General features: G+C 68.6%; 19 protein-coding genes, 1 pseudogene and 1 riboswitch. Of the genes and pseudogenes, 13 read left to right on the top strand and 7 right to left on the bottom strand.

The features are described 5' to 3' along the window. Window positions 1-11 precede the first annotated feature (11 nt). Window positions 12-386, bottom strand: coding sequence for a thioesterase family protein (locus tag ACZ4VF_RS02345; protein WP_467922620.1), 375 nt, complete (start codon window positions 384-386; stop codon window positions 12-14). A 34-nt stretch (window positions 387-420) separates the two neighbouring features. Beyond that, window positions 421-1,584 carry an acyl-CoA dehydrogenase family protein gene (locus ACZ4VF_RS02350; protein WP_467922622.1) on the bottom strand — a complete coding sequence of 388 codons (1,164 nt, stop codon included), beginning with the start codon at window positions 1,582-1,584 and terminating at the stop codon, window positions 421-423. 218 nt (window positions 1,585-1,802) lie between these two features. Between ACZ4VF_RS02350 and ACZ4VF_RS02355 the strand changes: the two genes are divergently transcribed. From ACZ4VF_RS02355 to ACZ4VF_RS02370, 4 genes and pseudogenes are all read left to right on the top strand, one after another. Beyond that, a complete protein-coding gene (locus tag ACZ4VF_RS02355) occupies window positions 1,803-3,023 on the top strand; it encodes a cytochrome P450 (protein WP_467922623.1) in 1,221 nt (406 codons plus the stop codon). 36 nt (window positions 3,024-3,059) lie between these two features. Beyond that, complete coding sequence (locus tag ACZ4VF_RS02360) at window positions 3,060-4,133, top strand: LLM class F420-dependent oxidoreductase (protein WP_467922624.1); 1,074 nt, start codon at window positions 3,060-3,062, stop codon at window positions 4,131-4,133. Window positions 4,134-4,372: 239 nt separating this feature from the next. Beyond that, window positions 4,373-4,561, top strand: a pseudogene (locus ACZ4VF_RS02365) (hypothetical protein); the annotation flags it as partial. A 104-nt stretch (window positions 4,562-4,665) separates the two neighbouring features. Next, window positions 4,666-5,640 (top strand): threonine/serine dehydratase, encoded by a 975-nt coding sequence (locus tag ACZ4VF_RS02370; RefSeq protein WP_467922626.1) that lies wholly within the window; start codon window positions 4,666-4,668, stop codon window positions 5,638-5,640. 79 nt (window positions 5,641-5,719) lie between these two features. Here the strand turns inward: ACZ4VF_RS02370 and ACZ4VF_RS02375 are convergent, their stop codons facing one another. Genes ACZ4VF_RS02375 through ACZ4VF_RS02385 form a run of 3 tightly spaced genes read right to left on the bottom strand, consistent with a single transcriptional unit; the run spans window position 5,720 to window position 8,197 of the window. Then, window positions 5,720-6,508, bottom strand: coding sequence for an ABC transporter permease (locus ACZ4VF_RS02375; RefSeq protein ID WP_467922627.1), 789 nt, complete (start codon window positions 6,506-6,508; stop codon window positions 5,720-5,722). 1 nt (window position 6,509) lies between these two features. Next, window positions 6,510-7,277 carry an ABC transporter permease gene (locus ACZ4VF_RS02380; protein ID WP_467922628.1) on the bottom strand — a complete coding sequence of 256 codons (768 nt, stop codon included), beginning with the start codon at window positions 7,275-7,277 and terminating at the stop codon, window positions 6,510-6,512. After that, the gene (locus ACZ4VF_RS02385; protein ID WP_467922630.1) at window positions 7,274-8,197 is read right to left on the bottom strand and encodes an ABC transporter ATP-binding protein; all 924 of its coding nucleotides are present in this window, start codon (window positions 8,195-8,197) and stop codon (window positions 7,274-7,276) included. The genes ACZ4VF_RS02380 and ACZ4VF_RS02385 overlap by 4 nt, the downstream gene beginning before the upstream one ends. A gap of 211 nt (window positions 8,198-8,408) precedes the next feature. Between ACZ4VF_RS02385 and ACZ4VF_RS02390 the strand changes: the two genes are divergently transcribed. The 6 genes from ACZ4VF_RS02390 (at window position 8,409) to ACZ4VF_RS02415 (ending at window position 14,733) form a co-directional block, all read left to right on the top strand. Then, window positions 8,409-9,404 carry an ATP-grasp domain-containing protein gene (locus ACZ4VF_RS02390; protein WP_467922631.1) on the top strand — a complete coding sequence of 332 codons (996 nt, stop codon included), beginning with the start codon at window positions 8,409-8,411 and terminating at the stop codon, window positions 9,402-9,404. 74 nt (window positions 9,405-9,478) lie between these two features. Next, on the top strand, window positions 9,479-10,312 hold the full coding sequence (locus ACZ4VF_RS02395) for an L-gamma-glutamyl-L-propargylglycine hydroxylase BesE (RefSeq protein ID WP_467922632.1): 834 nt from the start codon (window positions 9,479-9,481) through the stop codon (window positions 10,310-10,312). Between the two features lie 42 nt (window positions 10,313-10,354). Then, a complete protein-coding gene (locus ACZ4VF_RS02400; protein ID WP_467922633.1) occupies window positions 10,355-11,914 on the top strand; it encodes an acyl-CoA synthetase in 1,560 nt (519 codons plus the stop codon). Further along, a complete protein-coding gene (locus ACZ4VF_RS02405; protein ID WP_467922634.1) occupies window positions 11,911-12,969 on the top strand; it encodes an iron-containing redox enzyme family protein in 1,059 nt (352 codons plus the stop codon). The genes ACZ4VF_RS02400 and ACZ4VF_RS02405 overlap by 4 nt, the downstream gene beginning before the upstream one ends. A 391-nt stretch (window positions 12,970-13,360) precedes the next feature. Continuing rightward, window positions 13,361-13,558 carry a ferredoxin gene (locus ACZ4VF_RS02410; RefSeq protein ID WP_467922635.1) on the top strand — a complete coding sequence of 66 codons (198 nt, stop codon included), beginning with the start codon at window positions 13,361-13,363 and terminating at the stop codon, window positions 13,556-13,558. Further along, window positions 13,555-14,733, top strand: a complete 1,179-nt coding sequence (locus ACZ4VF_RS02415) for an NAD(P)/FAD-dependent oxidoreductase (RefSeq protein ID WP_467922636.1) — start codon at window positions 13,555-13,557, stop codon at window positions 14,731-14,733. Before ACZ4VF_RS02410 ends, ACZ4VF_RS02415 begins: the two co-directional genes overlap by 4 nt. Window positions 14,734-15,074: 341 nt before the next feature. On the opposite strand, the gene ACZ4VF_RS02420 is transcribed toward ACZ4VF_RS02415, so the two are convergent. After that, a complete protein-coding gene (locus tag ACZ4VF_RS02420; protein ID WP_467922637.1) occupies window positions 15,075-15,824 on the bottom strand; it encodes a CbtA family protein in 750 nt (249 codons plus the stop codon). A 21-nt stretch (window positions 15,825-15,845) separates the two neighbouring features. Further along, on the bottom strand, window positions 15,846-16,067 hold the full coding sequence (locus tag ACZ4VF_RS02425; RefSeq protein WP_467922639.1) for a CbtB domain-containing protein: 222 nt from the start codon (window positions 16,065-16,067) through the stop codon (window positions 15,846-15,848). A gap of 36 nt (window positions 16,068-16,103) precedes the next feature. Further along, a riboswitch (cobalamin riboswitch) is annotated at window positions 16,104-16,248 on the bottom strand. 891 nt (window positions 16,249-17,139) lie between these two features. On the opposite strand from ACZ4VF_RS02425, the gene ACZ4VF_RS02430 reads away from it, so the two are divergent. Genes ACZ4VF_RS02430 through ACZ4VF_RS02440 form a run of 3 tightly spaced genes read left to right on the top strand, consistent with a single transcriptional unit; the run spans window position 17,140 to window position 20,215 of the window. After that, complete coding sequence (locus tag ACZ4VF_RS02430; protein WP_467922641.1) at window positions 17,140-18,024, top strand: hypothetical protein; 885 nt, start codon at window positions 17,140-17,142, stop codon at window positions 18,022-18,024. Further along, on the top strand, window positions 18,021-19,175 hold the full coding sequence (locus ACZ4VF_RS02435) for an aminotransferase class I/II-fold pyridoxal phosphate-dependent enzyme (protein WP_467922643.1): 1,155 nt from the start codon (window positions 18,021-18,023) through the stop codon (window positions 19,173-19,175). The genes ACZ4VF_RS02430 and ACZ4VF_RS02435 overlap by 4 nt, the downstream gene beginning before the upstream one ends. Then, entirely contained in the window at window positions 19,172-20,215 is a 1,044-nt protein-coding gene (locus ACZ4VF_RS02440) for a 2-hydroxyacid dehydrogenase (RefSeq protein WP_467922644.1), read from the top strand. The genes ACZ4VF_RS02435 and ACZ4VF_RS02440 overlap by 4 nt, the downstream gene beginning before the upstream one ends. Window positions 20,216-20,228 lie beyond the last annotated feature (13 nt).

Raw genomic sequence — 20,228 nt, forward strand, 5'->3', positions numbered from 1 at the left:
TCCCTGCTTCCTCAGTCGGCCAGTCGGCTCGTGAACTTCTGGACGTCGATCACCGCTCGCTCGTGCGTACCGACGCTGATGGTCTCGCCGGCCTCGTCGAGGACCCGGAAGGAGAACTCCATCCGCCGGGCGACGGCGGGCGCGCTGATCTCGTACTCGACGGCGCGGCCGACCTTCACCGGAGCGTGGTGCCGCATCGTCGCGGACACTCCGACGGTCATCTGGCCGGCGTCGAGGTGCTTCTTCATCAGTGCGTCACACAGCACCTCGACGGTTCCGAGGATCGCCGGTGTCGACAGCACGGGCAGGCCGACGTTGCCCCAGCGCTCAGCCGAGTCCACGTCCGTCACCTGCCGGGTCTCCCTGAAGACCTCCGTTGAACCCATGGGTGGGGCTGCCTCTCTCGTTGGTGGACCCGGATCAGGCACGCGCGGTGCGGTGCTCCGCGAGCAGCTGGCTGAAGATGTTCTTCTTCTGCATCTCGTCGGTGCCGCCAGCGATCCGGAACGCCGCGGCATCGCGCAACTGGCGTTCGATGCCGAAGTCCCGGTCGAAGCCGAGGTGGCCGAAGAGCTGCAGGAGCTCCTGGCTCGCCGCGACGATGCCCTGGGCGGCTGCGAGCTTGGTGCAGGACGCCAGGCTGTTGGCCTGGGCGTCGTCGTTCTCCAGGGCGGACAGCGTGGCGTAGGACAGCTGGCGGGCGGTCTCCGCCGCGACCTTCATCAGTACGATCTTGTCCTGGATGTACTGGTGCTCGGCGATCGGGGCGCCGAACGCCTCGCGGGTGGTGGCCCGTTCCAGCGCCTGCGGGACGAAGGAGTCCATGTGCGCCGACGCGATGATGCCGAAGTTCAGCCGGTCGAACGCGAGGCACCAGTAGAGCATCTCGATGCCATTGCCGATCTCGCCGATGATGCGGCCGGGGGTGATACGCGCGGCGTCCATGGTGATCGGTCCGAGGGGGCTTGACCGCAGTCCGATCAGGTCCTCCGGCTCGCCCTGGGAGACGCCCTGCTGCCCGCGCTCGATCAGGAAGAGCGTGATGTCCCGCTTGCCGACGTCGGCGACCCGCCCGACGATCAGCGCGATGTCCGCCACGGGGGCGTTGGTGATGTGGCACTTCTGGCCGGTCAGCTCGAACTCGTCCGCGGAGAGGGCGCGTGCTGTGGTGCGGATCCCGGTCACGTGCGAGCCGCCGGTCGGCTCGGTGCACGCCGTGGCCCCGATCTCGCCGGACATCAGGCGCGGGATGTAGTGCTCCTGCTGCTCCTGCGTGCCGTACCGCAGCAGCAGCTGGATCAGCGAGCCGTGCGCGCCCACCGACACCATGTAACCGGGATCGTTGGCGCCGCGGCTGAGCCCTTCAAGGGCGGCGATGAAATCACTCAGCTCGCCACCGTCACCGCCGAGCTCCTTGGGCACCGATATCTTCCAGAACCCACTGTCGGCGATTTTTCGCCACAGGTCGAAGTCGAATTCCACGGTACGGTCGCGCCGAATGCTTCCCGGCGCGGCAACGGTCTTTCCGAAATCCATGAATTTCGCGCGGAGTGCGAGCTGATTGTCGTTCCACCGGTTGTCCATTACTGCCTCTCGGTCTGCATTCGGCGACTGACTGACGGAACACTAGGAAGGCGGCGTCCGGTTGGCAATTGAACCACACCCCCGGAAGAGGCCTCGCCACAACTTCCGTCCCGCCGGCGGGACAGCCCTGGGGAAGCCTTCGCGGACTGGCCCTTGCCCCTTCCCGGGTGCGGCTCATACCTTCCCGGAGACCCGCAAGAGAGAAAGGATTCCCGCTTATGCAGACCATGGAGCTCGATCTCATTGACCTGGATTTCTGGCGCAAGCCGCTGGAGGAGCGGAACCAAGTGTTCAGGCAACTGCGCGCGGCTCCACGGCCGGTGTTCTGCCCCACCGACGACGGCCACGGCTTCTTCGCACTGACCCGGTACGACGATGTCTTGACAGCGAGCCGCAACACCCAGGCGTTCAGTTCGGAGCCGATCTCGACCAGTCCGAACAACCCGTCTCCGGAGGTCCTGGAATTTGCGGGGTCGATCATCAGCCTGGACGCTCCCCAGCACACCCGGCTGCGTCGGATCGTGAGCCGTGCGTTCACCCCGAAGATGATCGGTAACCTCGCCGAGGACATCGCGGGCATCGCCCGCGGGATCGTCGACGACCTCATCGACAAGGGACCGTGTGACTTCGTCTCCGAAGTCTCGATGCTGATGCCCATGCGGGTGATCTGCCGCATGCTCGGCATTCCGGCCTCCATGGAGGACGAGGTGATCGGCCTCACCGACATGATCCTTGCGGCCGGCGATCCGGACTACGCGACGGCGGACGGGAACGACCGCGACGCCACGTTGGTGACCAAGTACACCAAGCTGCACGCGTTCGCCGCCGATCTGGCCGATGCCCGACGACGGCAGCCCGGTGACGACCTCGTCACGAAGCTGATCACCGCGGACATCGAGGGCGAGTGCCTGACCCAGAAGGAGCTGGGAAAGTTCTTCACCCTGCTCCTCGTCGCCGGCAGCGAGACCGCGCGAAACACGCTGTCACACACCCTCGCCCTGCTCACCGACCATCCCGACCAGCGCGCGCTGCTGCTGGACGACCTGCCGGGCCGTCTTCCCCGCGCGATCGAGGAGGTGCTCCGGTACGCCACTCCCACGACCTGGATGCGCCGCGACGTCAAGAGCGACATCGAGCTGTCTGGGCACACCTACCAGGCCGGTGACCGCGTGGTGATGTTCTACAACTCCGCGAACCGCGACGAGACCGCGTTCAAGGACCCGGACACCTTCGACATCACCCGCCACCCGAATCCCCACGTGAGCTTCGGCGCACCCGGCCCGCACTTCTGCCTCGGCGCCCACTTGGCCCGCCACCAGATCTCTGTGCTGCTCCGGGAGCTGTTCACCCGGCTCCCCGGCATCCACGCCACGTCGCCCGGCACTCGCCACCTGTCGAGCTTCGTCAACGGCCACCAGAGCCTGCCGTGCGCGTTCTAGCTGCTCGCCGACCGCTGCACACCGGGAGGCGCTGACATGCGACTCGGTATCAACCTCGGCTACTGGGGTGCCGGCGCCGACACGGACAACCTCGCCGTCGCCCAGGAGGCCGACCGCCTCGGCTACGCGGTCTGCTGGGCTGCTGAGGGGTACGGCTCGGACGCACCCACGGTGCTCGCCTGGGTCGCCGCCCAGACCGACCACATCGACGTGGGCACCGCCGTCCTCCAGATCCCGGCCCGCCAGCCCACCATGACCGCGATGACAGCCGCCACGCTCGACACGCTCTCGGGCGGTCGGTTCCGCCTCGGCATCGGCGTCTCGGGACCGCAGGTCTCCGAGGGCTGGTACGGCGTCAGATTCGACCGGCCGCTCGCCCGCACCCGGGAGTACGTCGAGATCGTCCGCCGGACGCTCGCCCGTGAACGGCTGAGCCACCAGGGCGAGCACTGGACGCTGCCGCTGCCGGGCGGCCCCGGAAAGCCGCTGCGTCTGACCGTCCATCCGGTCCGGGAGCACATCCCGCTGTACGTCGCGGCGATCGGCCCGAAGAACCTCGAACAGACCGGCGAGATCGCCGACGGTGCGCTGCTGCTCCTCACCGCGGCCGAGCAGCTGGAGGAGACCACCCTGCGGCACCTGCGTACCGGCCGCGCGCGGGCGGGCCGCACGATGGACGGCTTCGACGTCGCTCCGACGCTCCCCATCGCGGTCGGTGACGACCTCGGCCGTCTGGCGGACGGATTCAGGCCCTACACCGCCCTGTACGTCGGGGGGATGGGCAGCCGCAGCCAGAACTTCTACAACCGGCTCGTGCAGCGGATGGGGTACGAGAAGGAGGCGGCTGAGATCCAGGAACGGTACCTGGCCGGCGACAAGACCGGCGCGGCAGCCGCCGTCCCCCACCAACTGATCGACTCCACCACGCTCCTGGGCCCGGTGGAGCGCATCGCCGAGCGCATGACGGCGTATGCCGAAGCCGGCGTCAACACCCTCACACTGGCGCCCGCAGGCTTCGCGTTGGCACCTGGGGGTTTCACCTTGGAGGACCGGATCGCCGCGCTGCGAGCCGGTGCCGAGGCACTGGAACGCGCCGGCTTGGCCTCGTAGCGCCGCACCAGGCACCGGACCCTGTCCCAGCGGTCTCAGCCGTGGACGGCTCTCGCCTCCGCGGCCGAGTCGCGACCACCCCACCACCCAGGAGGACCAACGACGTGGACACTTCCGCGCAGGGCGACGTGAAAACCGCCGCCGACCGTATCGCCGGACCCGCCCGGCCCATCAACCACGCACCCTTGGACGACGGGCTCCCGGGGCACGAGGCCTGGCTGGCGCTGGACTTCCTCCCCACCACGCTCTTTGGCCGGGTGGAGCGCATCGCCGAGCTCATGACGGCGTATGCCGAGATCGACGTCAACGCCCGCACAGTGGCGCCCGGAGGCTTCGCGTTGGCACCTGGGGGTTTCACCTTGGAGGACCGGATCGCCGCGCTGCGAGCCGGTGCCGAGGCACTGGAACGCGCCGGCTTGGCCTCGTAGCGCCGCACCAGGCACCGGACCCTGTCCCAGCGGTCTCAGCCGTGGGCGGCTCTCGCCTCCGCGGCCGAGTCGCGACCACCCCACCACCCAGGAGGACCAACGACGTGGTCACCCTCACGCAGGGCGACGTGAAAACCGCCGCCGACCGTATCGCCGGACGCGTCCGGCCCATCAACCTCGTACCCTTCGACGACGGGCTCCCGGGACGCGAGGTGTGGCTGGCGCTGGAGTTCCTCCAGCACACCGGGAGCTTCAAGGCCCGCGGGGCCCAGAACTTCATCCAGGCGCATCGCGACGCCGGGACCCTACCGGACGCCGGGGTCGCCATCGCTTCGGGTGGCAACGCGGGCCTCGCATGCGCCTGGGCCGCCCGGCAACAGGGCGTACCCGCCACCGTTTTCCTGCCGGGCACCGCACCGCAGGTCAAGGTCGCCAAGCTCCGGAGGTACGACGCCGACGTGCGGCTGATCGGCACCGAGTACACCCAGGCCCTGGAAGCCTCGCAGGAACACGCGCAGCGGACCGGCGCGCTGCTGGCCCACGCCTATGACCACCCCCTCATCGCGGCCGGTGCCGGAACTCTCCTGGAGGAGATCCGGCACCGGATCCCCGACCTGGACACCGTAGTGGTCGCGGTCGGCGGCGGCGGCCTGTTCGCCGGGGTCGCCACCGCGGCTCGTTACCACGGTATCCGTACGGTGGCGGTCGAACCGGAACACTGCCGCGCGCTCAACGCCGCGATCGAGGCCGGCCGTCCGGTCGACGTGCCCGTGGACTCCGTGGCGTCGGACTCGCTCGGCGCCCGCCGCATCTCCGCCATGGCCCTGCACGCCGCCACCGATGACAGCGTGCGATCGGTACTGGTGGCCGACGCGGACATTCTCCGGACCCGCCAGGCGCTCTGGGACCACCACCGTGTCGTCGTCGAACACGGTGCCGCGACCGCGCTGGCAGCTCTGACGGGCCGGCAGGGACCGCCGACTCACGGCTACCGGCCGGCCGACGGTGAGAAGGTCTGCGTGGTTCTCTGCGGCGCCAACACCGACCCTGCGGACCTCGTCCGCCCGACGGACTCCTGACTTAGGAAAAGGACCCTGGCAACGCGGCCGTCCGCCGCGTTGCCAGGGTTTTCGCCGTTCCGCGTCGACCAGTTCCTCTTCAGTCGTCACCCAGCTCGATCCGGCGCGCGGCCCAGGTCAGGCAGCCCACACCGAGAACGAGCAGGTAGGCGGCATGCCCCGCCAGCATGAGCGAGAGGTGACCGAACGCCGCACCCCGGACCAGCTGCACCCCGTGGTACAGCGGCAGCAACCCCGCGAGGGTGTGGAGCGGCTCCGGATACCGGCTGAGGGGAGCGAAGGCTCCGGAGAACAGGAAGAGGCCCAGCTGGCCGACCACCACCATGTCGAAGTCCTGCGGACCGCGAAGCCGCGTCGCCACGACCATCCCCAGCGCGCCGAAGGCGAAGGAGACGAGGAGTCCCGCGGGGAGGACGGCGAGCGCGCGCGCCGGCGTGGTGACCCCGAACGCTGCGATGACGGCGAGGAAGACAGCGATGTAGCCGGCGCTGCGGACCAAGGCCCACAGCAGTTCCCCCGCGACGATGTCCACCGGGCGGATCGGTGTGGCCAGCATCCCCTCGAAGGTGTGCTGGTACCGGAGCTTGAAGAAAAAGTGGATCAGGGTCTCCGACACCGCTCCGGACATCGCGGCACTCGCCAGCATGGCCGGGGCGATGAACTGCAGGTAGGAGACCTCCTTCCCGTCCACGCTCCAGTGACCGGTCATCAGGGAGCCCAGTCCGACGCCCATCGCGAGCATGTACATGAGCGGCTCGAAGACACCGGAGAGGATGGTGACCCAGTACTCCGGCCCGGATCGCAGGGCACTGATGTTCCGGGACGTGATGGCCCGCACCCGGCTCGGGGAGGGAGCGAGAGTGGTCATGTCAGCTGTTCCCGTCGTAGACGCGGCGATGGAGGATCCTGGACGAAAGCACGTATCCCACGGCGCTCCACGCACCGAGGACCGCGATGTGCGCCCACAGCGGCCACTCGGGCCGCTGCCCCAGGGCGGCCGCCCGAGCGAGGTCGACCCCGTGCCAGAGCGGGGTCGCGTAGACCGTGACCGTCGCCCACTCCGGCAGCTTCGTCGGCGGGAAGAAGATGCCGGAGAACAGCACGACCGGGACCGTGATGAGGCGCGAGAGGGCCGGCAGGTACGTGTCGTCGGTGATGGTGCCGGCCAGCGCGGTCAGCGGCAGGGCCGTGGCGACCGCGACCCCGGCAGCCACCAGAGGCTCCGCGAAGATCCACCACGAGCGGACCGCCCCGAAGCACGCGGCGATCGCGAGGAAGCACACCGTCGAGAACTGCACCTTGACCATCAAGTACAGCAGCCGGCCCGCCAGGACGTCCCGCACACTCGCCGACGTCGCGACGATCGCGTGGACGGTGCGGGTGGTGTTCAGCTCGTGGAAGACGCGGGATGTGGACTCCTGGGCGGTCTGCTGGAAGACCGCGGAGAGCAGCAAAGGAGCGGCGATCCACGCCAGATAGGGCACACCGTCGACCTCGTCGACGAAGCCGCCCACCCCGACTCCGATGCTTACCATGAAGAGCACGGGCGTCAGGACGGCACTGAGCGCAGAGGACTTCCACAGGCGCCGGTAGGCGATCAGGTGCCGTTCCATGACGGCCAAGCTGGAGCTGGTCACCGGGCGTCCCTCCCGGTCAGCGCCAGGAAGGCGTCCTCCAGGCCGCACCGGCGGACCAGCACGCTCGACGGACCCAGCGCCCTGGCCCGTACTCCGGCCGCCACGTCGTCTCCCCGGTCGGTGTAGATGAGCAGGCGGTCCGGGAGCACCTCGACCCTTCCCAGGTCGTTGACCTTCTCGGCCATCTCGGGCAGGTCGTCCGAGGTGAACCTCAGCTCCACGACCTCGGGTTGGGTGTGCGTCCGGATGAGGGATGCCGGCGATCCCTCGGCGACGAACCGGCCGGAGCGCATGATGACCAGCCGGTCGCACAGCTGCTCCGCCTCGTCCATGTAGTGCGTGGTGAGGATCAGGGTGATGCCCCGGCGCTTCAGCTGGTGCAGTCGCTCCCACACCAGATGCCGCGCCTGCGGGTCCAAGCCCGTAGTCGGCTCGTCGAGCAGGACGATCTCGGGGTCGTTGATCAAGGCACGCGCGATCGTAAGCCGACGCTTCATGCCGCCGGACATCGCGGCAACCTTCCCGTGCGCCTTGTCCGCGATCTCGAAAAACTCCAGGAGCTCGTTCGCGCGCCGTCTGCCCTCGGCGCGTGGAATGCCGAAGTAGCGGCTGTAGGCGTACAGGTTCTCCCGGACAGTCAGGTCCGGATCCAGGTTGTCGAACTGCGGACACACGCCGATGCGCCCCCGGATGCGCGAGCCATCCTTGACCGGATCCATTCCGAGGACACTCAGCTCCCCGGAGGTCGGCCGGGAGACGCACCCGATCATCCTCATCGTCGATGACTTGCCTGCGCCGTTCGATCCCAGGAGTCCGAAAGCCTCACCGGACCGCACCTCGAAATCGATTCCCTTGACCGCCTCGAACTCGTCGTAACACTTTACAAGATTCCTGGCCGATATAACCCGTTCATCGATCACCGAGACTCTCCGTTCCCACACAACTCTCCATTCTCAGCGCATGCGTGGTCTCCACCTGTACCACGGGCCCTGACCCGCAGGTCAAGGGCGCAGGCGACGGCCAGAAATCCGCAGCGGAACACTTCGGACGGGGCACTGGCATAGTGCCGCCCTCGCGGGTTGTCCCGCCGGCGGGACGGCGGTTTCGTCGATTGACGGGCGAACGGAGCCCGTGCGACATTCGCACCTCCTTCACTGTGCACTATCGGCGAGAGAAATTCCCGAGAAAGGGCATCGCATGAAACTTGGAATTCTCGCATGGCACGCCGGGGAGGCGGAATCCGAGGGCATAGCGGCCGCGGCCCGGGCCAGGGGACACGAGACAACGGTTTTCGAGCTCTCGGACATCGCACTTCGGGAAACCCCTCTCGGCACGACCCCGACCATCGCCGGCCGGGACGCCGCCGACCTGGATGTGGTGGTCTCGCGCGCGCACGTCGGACTGAAGAACTGGCGCTATGCGGTCGAGCGGCTCTTCCTGCTCTCCAGTGTGTCCGGACTGGTCATGCTGGACCCGGCGGACGCCCACACGGCGGCGGTCAGCAAGGCGGTGATGCTGCACCGGGTGGCCCAGGCCGGCGTGCACGTTCCCAAGACCCGGATATGCCGCGGCATCGAGGACTTCGAGGCGGCCGTGGCGGAGTGGGGCGCCGTCGTCGTCAAACCCTCGGTCGGGCACCGCGGTATCGACGTCGACCGCTTCTCCGAAGGGCTTACCGACCGGGCCCGGACCCGCATGGAGCAGCTCCTCGACACCTACGGCGAACTCCTGTGCCAGGAGTACTTGAAGCACGACGGCGACTGGCGAGTCCACGTCGTCGACGGCCAGGTCACCATGTGCGTGCACGTCATGACCGAAAGTGATGGTCAGTGGAAGCCGATCTCAGGCGCCGAGACGAAGAAGCCGGAGGATATCCGGCGCGCCGACATCGAACTCGTGACGCCCGAAGACGACCTGGCCGACGCCGGCCTGCGCGCGACGGCGGCGACCGGTCTGAGCATGGCGGGTGTCGACATCGTCCGGCACGACGGCGAATGGGTCGTCATGGAGGTCAACGGGTGTCCCGCGTGGGCCTTCCTGGAGCCCTCGCTCCAGGAGCAGCGCTGCAACGAGGTCGTTGACCTCGCCGAACGCCGCCACCAGCAGGATGCGGCGCGGCGCGGGTGACCGAGGGGCCCGGTCGGAGGACACCGGGCCGGACCGCGCCCACCACCCCGAGAATCGAAAGGAAGCGATCGACCATGGCGACCACCCAGACGCCGCCGAAGAACCTTTCCGGGTCCGGTCCCGACCAGACGGCCCTCCTGTTCGACACCCTTACAACGGACCGGCTCGAACCCGACCACCTGCTGCGCCTCGGCGCCGGCGTGCTGGGCGCGATCCGCATCCGTGGCTTCTTCGACGCCGACCATTGCGCCCAGATCATGAGGGGGCTGGAGGGCTGCACGATGGGCAGCTACGACGAGGCCCTGATGAAGAAGCGGATTCCCAAGCTCGGCCCAGCGGTGTTCGACTACTACCAGCATGAGGACTTCCCCGCCGCGTACTGGGCCGACGTCGAGCGGTCGACGGCCGTGCGGGTCGGCCTGCTCGAGGGCGCCGACCCGCTGGACCTGGCCAAGGCGAAGCTCGCCGAGTCCTGGCCCGGCGGGGTCCGCGACCTCACGCTCGGCGGCCGGCCCATGTTCGCCGGGATGATCCGCGAGGTCAACGGGGGCGGCGGCGTCCACTTCGACGAGCTCGTGCGCGAGTTCCCGGGCATGGTCGACGAGACCCCGGTCTGTCAGCTCGCGTTCAACTGCCACATCTCGGTGCCAAGTTCGGGTGGCGAGCTGAACGTGTTCCGCCGTCGCTGGGAACCCCGTGACGAGATCCGGCGTGGCGGGAACTACTTCTACCCCGACGAGATGGTCGCCGAAGAGCCGTGCGCCAGTGTGCGGGCCTCCCTCGGCGACGCGGTCCTGTTCGACCCCCGCAACTACCACACCATCCTCCCCGCCGGGCCGGGCCGCCGCGTCGCCCTGGCCTTCTTCATCGGCATCTCCGGGTCCGGGGAGCTCGTCCTGTGGTCCTGACGGGACCAGCCCGTTCGTCATCACGAAGAGGAGTGTTCGCCGATGTACCCAGGAGCGCACGCCCCTGACCGGCCGGCGGTAGTGACCGCCGACGGCGCACGAACCCTGACATACGGCCAGCTGGAGGACCGCTCGCTGCGGCTCGCGGACCACCTGCGTCGGACGGGCCTGCGCCGCGGCGACACCGTCGCCGTACTCTGCGACAACGACCCGCGGATGGTGGAGGTCTACTGGGCCGCTCTGCGGTCGGGTCTCTACCTCACCGCCGTCAACCACCATCTCAGTGCCGAGGAAGCCGCGTACATCATCGACGACTGCGGTGCCCGGGTTCTCATCGTGTCCGGCAGCCTGACGGCACTGGGCTCCGCGGTCGTCTCGTCGGTGCCGCGCCACCTGACGGTGCTCGGCCTGGACGACGGGACGTACGAGGCAGGGCTCGCCGCGGCGTCCGCCGAACCGCCGGACTTCCAGCCGCGAGGCGTCGACATGCTGTACTCCTCGGGCACCACCGGCCGGCCCAAGGGCATCAGACCCGGGCTGCCCGACGGCGACGTCCGCACCGAGCCTTCGGCATTCACCCAGCTGTTCCAGCCGGCCTACGGGTTCGGACAGGACACCGTCTATCTGTGCCCGGCCCCCCTGTATCACGCGGCGCCGCTGCGGTTCAGCGGCATCGTGACAGCGACCGGCGGCACCGTCGTTCTCATGTCCTCCTTCGACGCAGAGGGTGCACTGGCCGCTATCCAGCGGCACAGGGTCACCCACAGCCAGTGGGTGCCCACCATGTTCGTCCGCATGCTGCGGCTGCCGGACGCGGTGCGCGAGCGCTACGACGTCTCCTCGATGCGGGTCGCCATCCACGCGGCCGCACCGTGCCCGGTCGAGGTGAAGCACCGGATGATGCGGTGGTGGGGGCCGGTCCTGTACGAGTACTACTCGTCGACCGAGGGCAACGGCGTCACCCTCATCGATCCGCAGCAGTGGCTGCGTAAGCCGGGCTCGGTGGGGGTCGCGGCGCTGGGATCAGTGCGGATCTGTGACGACGCCGGCCGGGAACTTCCGGCCGGGCACACCGGACTGGTCTACTTCGAGCGCGAAGAACCCCCGTTCGATTACCACAACGATCCCGAGCAGACCCGGCGGACTCGGCACCCTGATCACCCCCACTGGACGACAACCGGCGACATCGGTCACGTCGATGAGGACGGCTACCTCTTCCTCACCGACCGCAAGGCGTTCACGATCATTTCCGGCGGGGTCAACATCTACCCCCAGGAGATCGAGAGCGTCCTCGTGCTGCATCCCGCGGTCGCCGACGCCGCCGTGGTGGGGGTGCCGGATCCCGAGATGGGCGAGGCCGTCAAGGCCGTGGTCGAGCTGGAGAACGGCGTAGCACCCGGGCCAGGCCTCGCCGAGGAACTCGTCGGCTTCGTCCGGGGCCGCATCGCGCGCTACAAGGCGCCGCGTGTGGTCGAGTTCACCGCCCGTCTGCCGCGCACGCCGACGGGCAAGCTCGCGAAGTCGCCTCTGCGTACCGCTCCGGCCTCTGCACACACCTACTTCCCACCGTCTCACACGTCAGTTGAGGAGATATCAGCATGACCAGCACGCTCTTTCCGGCGTACCTTGACACGGCCTCCGCGTCGATGCAGCTCGCCGACCGCATCGCCCAGCAGCTCGCCTGGCCCGAAGACGTGTTCGAAGCCCACTACGCCGCCCCGTCCCGGACCGCCGAACTGGTGAACTCGGTCGGCGAACTCGGGGACGCGGCGGCGGTCGGCGACGCGGACGCCCAGTTTGCGCAGCAGTACCTGCTGTCCAAGATCTACGCCGTGCACACCCAGCTGCCGTTGGGGCCGACACCCGAGGGCTCCACCGCGCTGCACGCCGTGACCCGCAGGCTGGAACGGGACACCATCCGCAATGAGGACGCCTGGATCGACGACGCCGTCTACGCCTCGATACCGGACGACCCCGAAGCGTTCGTGCCCTGGCTCAAGGCCCTCACCCGGGAGCACCAGGCGTTCAAGCACCCTTACTACCGCTCCTTCATCCGGGACCACGCCACCGAGGAGGACTTCCGTCGTTTCGTGCTCCACGAGTCGTCCGTGGACGGCCGCTTCGACGACCTCCTGGCCATGATGCAGGTGGGCACCGACGGCGGTACCAAGATGGAGATCGCCCAGAACTTCTGGGACGAGATGGGCAACGGCGACCCGGAGATGGTGCACACCACGCTGTTCGGCCGGCTCATCGACTACTTCGGCATCACCAGCACCGAACTCACGGAGAGCCTGTCCACCGAGGCCCTGCTCAGCGGCAACCTCGCCGTGCTGCTGTGCCGCTACCGGAACACGTTCGCCGAGGCGGTCGGCCTTCTGGCGGTGACCGAGTGGATGGCGCCCGACCGCTTCTCCCAGGTACTGCATGGCTGGGAGCGACTGGGCCTGCCCGACGACGGCATCACCTACCACCGCCTGCACATCGGTATCGACGCACATCACGCCAGCGCGTGGTTCACGAACGTCGTCAAGCCGATGACCGCCGACCCCCGCAACCGCCGAGCCATAGCCCGGGGTGCCCTGTGGCGGCTCAACACGTCAAGCCGCTACCTCGACCGCATCATGGGCCTCAAAGCCGCCGGTTGCCGGCACTGAGCTCGGGACGTCGTATCGCTGCTCAGGCGGGTCTGACGGCCAGGCCGGTCTCGGCGAGGCAGCCGTCCACGAGGTGGCCGCGTACTGGATGTGACGTAGGCCGCGTCGGACGCGCTGGACGGGATCTTCGAGAGTGGAGGCGACGTTGAAGAGCCGGCTGCGCCACAGGAGAGACAAGCCCCTTCGACGGATCGAGGTCGGGCGCGTGGGGCGGAAGGCTGTCAACGGTCAGCCGAACCCGGCCCTCCACCCACCGCCGTAGGCCGGCTGTCTTGGACGGTGAAGTCGATCCGGGGCGCGGTTCCGGTCTCATCGACCGGTCCGTTGCCCCGGATCGCTTCCAGCTTCACCCCATTACCCCCATTTACGGACAAAACCGAGGTCAGCAATCATGCATGTGGAACTCGACGCGCCGAAGTGTGCTGCCTCCGGACAGTGCGTCATGGCCGCCCCCGACGTTTTCGACCAGCGCGACGACGACGGCATCGCCGTCCTGCTGACCGACCGGCCGGATGAAGAACTGTTCGACGGCGTACGGGAGGCGGCGGCGATCTGCCCCGCCGCCGCGATCCGTCTGGTCGAACAGTGAAGCGAATCGTCATCGTCGGTGCCTCGGCTGCCGGTCTGGCGGCGGCCGAGACGCTGCGCAGGGAAGGCTACGACGGCACCCTGACACTGATCGGAGACGAACCCCACGTCCCCTACGACCGGCCTCCGCTCTCCAAGCACCTGCTTGCCGGGGACTGGGAGCCCGACAACCTGCGTCTGCGCCGGCCGACGGACCTGGTCGCGCTCGGACTCGACCTGCGGCTCGGTCTCGCGGCGACCGGCCTGGACCTCACTACCCGTACCGTACGGATGGAGGACGGCACATCGTTGCCGTACGACGGTCTGGTCATCGCCACCGGCGTACGTCCGCGGCGGCTGCCCGGCGGGGGCGGCCACCAGCTGCGCACCCTCGACGATGCGCTGGCGCTGCAAGAGCGCCTCCGCCCGGGGCGGCGGCTGGTGGTAGTCGGTGCCGGTTTCCTCGGCGCGGAAGCAGCCGCCATGGCCTGGAAGCTGGGGTGCGACGTCACCCTGTTGGAACCTGCTCCCGTGCCGCTGGCGCAGGCCGTGGGCAAAGAGGTCGGACAGGTACTGGCCGACGTTCACCGCGACCGGGGCGTCGACTTGCGCACCGGGGTCACAGTGACCGAGGTGACTGAAGGCGGGGTGCGGCTGGCCGGGGGAGGAACCATCGAGGGTGACGAAGTACTGGTCGCAGTCGGCTCGTCGCCGAACACCGACTGGCTGGCCGTCAGCGGGCTCACTGTCGATGACGGCGTTGTCTGCGACGCGTACTGCCAGGCCGCGCCGGGCGTATACGCAGCCGGAGACGTGGCTCGCTGGCACAACCCGCTGTTCGGTGTCCAGATGCGGATCGAGCACCGTACGAACGCGTCCGAGCAGGGCATGGCCGCCGCCCGGAACCTGCTCGCCGCTCCTCAGGCCCGCAAGCCGTTCGCGCCCGTGCCGTACTTCTGGTCCGACCAGTACGACATGAAGATCCATGCCCACGGCTACCTGCGCGGCCACGAGGAAACGGCAGTTGTCGAAGGCTGCTTGGAGGAGCGCAGGTTCGTGGTCGCCTACCGCACGGGTGACCGCCTCACCGGAGTTCTCGCAGTTGGTATGCCGCCCAAGGGCGTCAGGCAGTGGCGTCAGGCGATCGCTGTCCAAGCCGGCTGGCACGACGCAGTCCCGAACCGGATGCCGGCATAACGGAAACGTCGGCCGGCAACCACTGAGCAGAGCTTCAGACGCCTCCGAGCCGTTGACACCTGCGATCGCGGGAGACCCGCCCGGTGCAGCCCTCCCCCTGTGCGGCGATCAGGGTCTCCAGGTCGTGGACCAGCCGTACGGTGCGTGTGGCCTGCTGGGCGAGGAACCGTACGGCTGGGGGATCCTGGCCGCTTGGTTCCTCCGCTCCTCGGCCGGGTGGTCCGCGTCCGGTCGGGCTGCCTGTCGTGTCGCCGTACGCGCTCTTCCGCCGGACTCGGTGTCCGAAGAACGCCGGAGGGCCCCCGGATGGTTCCGCGGGGCCCTCGGTCGTCCGGAAGGAATCAGTGCGCGGCCGGAACCGCGCTTCCGCCGGCGGCTGCCGGCCTGGGGTTCAGCAGGCGTTCCGCCAGTTCCCCGAAGAGCAGGCCGAAGCCGGCCCACAGGACGGACTGGACGGCCAGGGCGGACAGCCGGAACCTCCACAGCAGGGCGGCCGGGAAGTCCCCCGGCACCTCGTTGACGACCGGCAGGAACGCGTAGGCCAGGCCGATGACGACGGCGAAGGCGGCCACCGCGGCGACCGTCGCCCACCAGGTGCCCAGGGTGGGCGCGAGGCGCTTGCCCAGGATGGTGGCGGCGACCGCCAGGAGGACGCTGAGCAGCATCATCAGGAAGTACAGCGTGGTCCGTTCGCCGATGGTGCCGGGGTCGCCGACCGAGGGCGGGTTGGCCGGGTACTTCAGGAACGGCACGACGTACACGGCGAGCAGTGCGCAGCCGGACAGCAGCAGGGCGGTCGCCCGCGGGGTGAAGCGGCCTACGCGGCCGAGCGCGAAGCAGTAGGCGAGCGCGGCGATGCCGCCGAACGCGACTCCGTAGACGAGGACGCCGGTGGCCAGGCCCGCGGTGGACTGCAGGGAGCGGGAGACGACTTCCATCTCGTGCTCGTGGGAGTGCGCGTCCTCGAAGGCGATCGCCTTGTCGACGCTCGGCTCACCGAGGAGGTAGGCCGCGACGAGGGCGAGCACGCCGGCGACGAGGCCGGCGAGCATGCCCCGCACGAGAAGGTTCCGTACGGTTGCGGAGTTCATGGGCGGTGCTGTCCCCTCGCGTCAGTGGCAGGGGAAGCCGAGCAGGTGACGGGCGTCGTGCACCCACTCGTGGACGCCGGTGCCGTTGAAGACGGAGGTGGCGCCCTGCTCGGCGCCGACGAAGTAGAGCAGGACGAGCATCAGGATGCCGAAGAAGACCGCCCAGGGAGCCACCGCCCTCAGCGGCAGCTTGGCGGGGACTGCGGGAGTGGTGGCTGTCGGCCGGACGACGGTCTGCGCCATGGCAGGACCTCCTCTGGGAGTTCGCGTCCCATCTCGGTGGTGCACAGGACGACGGCCACGGGTCTGACTCACGAACACCCCTGCGGTGCCCGCACACAGTGGCGCGACCGTGCCGGATTCCCACCGGCTTCCGTCTCGCCGTCGTCGATATCGGACAGACCGTACCGCGCGGCGCGAGGATGGCCAAGACCGCCTTCGCCGGCGTGATCTTCTTCTCCCGCCGAGTGGGACGGTACGGGCTCCGTGGTTCTGCGGTGACGGAGCTCCGGCGGCGCGTGCGGGGACGAAGGCGACTGTGCTCTCCTGCCGGTCGGCGTTGGCCGAGCGGAAGAGGCTCCGTTCAGAGCGGACGCCTTCCCCGAGCGTGGTCCCGAAGGCCCGGTCGGCCTGCTTACTTCGCCATCGTTGCGACAGGCAGCGACATGCCGGCGACCCTCTCGGCGGCGGCCAGGGCTTCGCCGAGCAGGTCGTCGGTGGGGCCCACAGGGGAGACCGGTCCGGCTCGCTCGGCTTCGGCCGCGCCCATGGTGCGCCAGGGCGCATCCGGTGACCGTCGCCACGGTCCCCCGAGCGACCGGTGGGCGTGAGGTGCTGGTGCCGGCTGTCCACGGCTCGCTCCCGGGCTCTCGTTCCGACTTCCCCCAACTCGGTTCGTTTGGCCGTGGGCGACGGTACGGCCTCCAGCCTGCAGGAGCCGGTCATCCTGCGGATCGCCACGGTCCCGGTGATGATCAGGCCTGCGTGCGGGCACGTAGAGGCGACGAACGCGCTGTCGCGCGTCCCCTCGCCGCAGGTGTGGCTCTGCAGGGGCGGATGCGCCGGGTCCGGACTTCGTCGTGCCTGGGCACACTCAAGGAATCCCGGCGCCGCTTGATCTACGCGCTGATGCCGGCCACCGTCCCGCCGAAGCTCTGTCCCCCACCCTGCCCCCTGTGCGACGAACTCCTCAGACATCCGCCCCCGGACCCACTGTGGCGTTTCGGCTCGATCCCGCTCTTATGCGCTGAGCGCGCAGGGTAGTGCACTCAAGTGGTACCCCGGATCGCCGGGCTCGCGAGGGGGCGAGGGAGCTGTGACGTCGACGCTGAAGGCATACGGCCCGCCTGGAAACCTGATGGAGTACCTCCCTGATCCGTACGAACCGATCGACCGGTGGTACCAGGCCAGGAACGCATCAAATGTTCGCACCACGGCCCGAATAGTCCGGGATCTTTGTCCGGAGGCCGACCTGTTCGTGGACCCTCTGGCCGGCGGGGGGAGTTCGGCCTGCGCGGCACGCCTGCTCGGACTGCCCTTCTTCGGCATCGAGCTGGACCCCTTGCTGGCCTGCGTGTGTCTCGCCAAGTCGGTGGCCGAGTCCGATCATGCGAGGAACCTGCCCGCACAGGTGGACCCCGACCTACCGATGCCGTCATGTCTCTCAGTGGCTCGCCGGATGAGTACACACACCGAACACCCGGTGTCGGACGGCGACATGCTGGCGGATCTGAAGGGCAGCCCGTGCCCGTCTGCGACGTCGCACGTGCTGTGGGGCGACGCGACGCAGACAGAGGCTTGGGCTGAACTCCATGTGGAGGCCCGGCACGCTGTGCTTTACACCTCTCCTCCGTTCGGGCTCTCCTCTCCACGGCCCGCTGCCTCTCCGGAACTCCGGGCGGAGGCCGAGCTGGCCCTGACAGCGGCGGGGGCCGCTCGATCCGGCAACGGGCCCGGGAGCTTCGCCTCCTACGACCGGATCGCATCCGCCGTCGTCGTCCGAGCGGCGCAAAGACTCCGGCGACTCACCGTCATCCTTGAGCACGAGCCGGCCGACGACGGCTCCGATTCCCGCTTCCTGACGATCCGTCGACTGACCGACGCACTGGGCAACCGCATACGGAACGTCCGAATCCTGGAGTGCGGCGCCTACTCACCCCGTGGCCTGTTTTCCCTGATCGTCTGCGAGGTGGCTCAGTGAAAGCGCACTCGCCTTACTCACTCACCGCACATGAGTGGCCCGCCCTCGCCGCCGACACCATCAACCTGGCGGACGCGCACGCCCGTCATTCCCTGTCAGCGGACTCGGTCCGACGCCTCTCCGAAGTGACGCACGATCTCTTGGCCAACGCCGGGGCCGACTACTTCGAGGCGGAATCGTGGTTCCGCGAGGCTCTCACGCGACACACCGGCCAGCACTACCCGGTTCACTCCTCCTATCTGACCTACTCCGCTTCGATCGCCCTCGATGTGATCGCCAAGTACCTGCGGTCGGTGCCCGGGCCGATCGGCATGATCACGCCGACGTTCGACAGTGTGCCGGCGCTCTTCGCCCGGAGCGGCCTTGATCTGCTACCCGTCCCAGAGGACCGCATCCTCCCGGATTGCGACACCGACTTCCTCGACTCAATGGGGCTCAGCGCGCTCGTCGTCGTAGCGCCGAACAACCCCACCGGTGCCGTACTGGGTCCCGGCCAGGCGCTCACACTGCTCAAGTGGGCGGCCCGGCGTAACACGCTCCTGGTTCTCGACGCGTCCTTCCGCATGTTCGATCCGGGGTTGAAGCTGGACGTCGTCGACATGGGCAACGACATCGGAGCTGACGTCGCGACGGTCGATGACACCGGCAAGACCATCCCCCTGCACGACACCAAGGTAGGAGTACTCACAGCCACCCGTACCCTTGCCCGCGACCTCGGCTCCATCTGCACCGATGTACTCCTCAACGTCTCGGAGCTCAACATCAGGATGCTCGCGGCACTGCTGGAGGACGACGGACCGCATGGGGAGGCCGCCCGGGCTCGCGCTGTCGCCGCGGCCAATCAAAGACATCTGGAGCAACGCTTCAGTCTCACGCTGGACCAACCGCATGAGCACGCATTCCAACGGAGCGTGGCATGGCTGCATGTGGGGCGGCACCGGGACGCTGTCCTCGATGCCTGCCAGGCCCGGTCGGTGAACGTGCTGCCAGGCGACCGCTTCTACTGGAACAGTGAGGACGGAAAGACGCGGAATCCGGGATCGCAGTGGGTGCGCGTGCCGCTCCTGCGCGACGAGGAGTTGTTCGGTCGGGGCCTGGACGCCCTGGACAGCGCCCGTCGTTCCGCGGAATCCTCCGGGGAGTCAGGGTGAGCAGCGACGAGAGAATCGTGTTGGTGACCGGCACCAGGCTGGTCGTCCCGTCGGCGCTCCAGGAGGTCGAGGCCCGCGGGTACACCCTGCGCAGGCTTGATCAGGACGAGATCACCGCCGCCGAGCTGCACCAGGCGTTGCTGGGTGCGTCAGGGTACGTCATCGGCGGTTACGAGGAACCGGAAGCCGAGCACTTCGAGAAGGCGGACCTGCTGGAGGCTGTGGCTTTCGTAGGCACTGATTACCGTAGTTTCGTCCCGGGTTGGCGGCGTGCCGTGGATCTCGGTATCGCCCTGTCCGCGACGCCGGGTGCGAATGCCGACTCCGTGGCCGAGTTCACGGTCCTCCTGATGCTGGCTCTGGCGCGAGGGATCCTCGGATCGATCGCGCGTTGTGGAGCGGACGGGCTCATCGCACCCGAAACAATGGGTCCGGCTGCTGTGGAACTACGCGGGCTCACTCTCGGTGTCATCGGCCCTGGCCGTATCGGCACACGTGTGGCCGTGATCGCCTCAGCCGGTCTTGGCATGCGCGTCGTCTACACCGGCCCGCACCACAAGCCGGAGTTCGAGTCCGCTGCTTCGGCGCGATACCTCGACAAGCCGGAGCTTCTGGCGGTGTCGGACGTAGTGAGTCTGCACCGTCCCGGCCCCGTGCGGGGAGACCGGCCCGAGATCGGCCGTATCGAACTGGAGCAGATGAAGGACGGTGCACTGCTGATCAACAGCGGTCACCCGGACCTCTTCGATCCAGCCGCCCTGTACCAGGTCCTCGCCGACGACCGCGGGATACGGGCAGCGAGCGACGGGCTGCGCCGCTCGCCCGCCTGGCACCGTCTGGTCTCCCTGGGGCCCGAGCGTTTCCTGTGTCTGCCGCAGACGGGCTTCCACACCAAGGCGGCTGACCTGCGTGCGTCGTCGCTAGCCGTGCAGACGGTCTGCGATGTCCTGGCGGGCACGCACGCGGAGTCCGCGGTCGAGAACCCGGACTACCGCGAGGTCAGACAAGCGAGGGGACGGGTGATCGGGGGCCGCGCTTGAGGCCTGCGAGGGC

Source organism: Streptomyces sp. NPDC029151 (genome assembly GCF_055564315.1).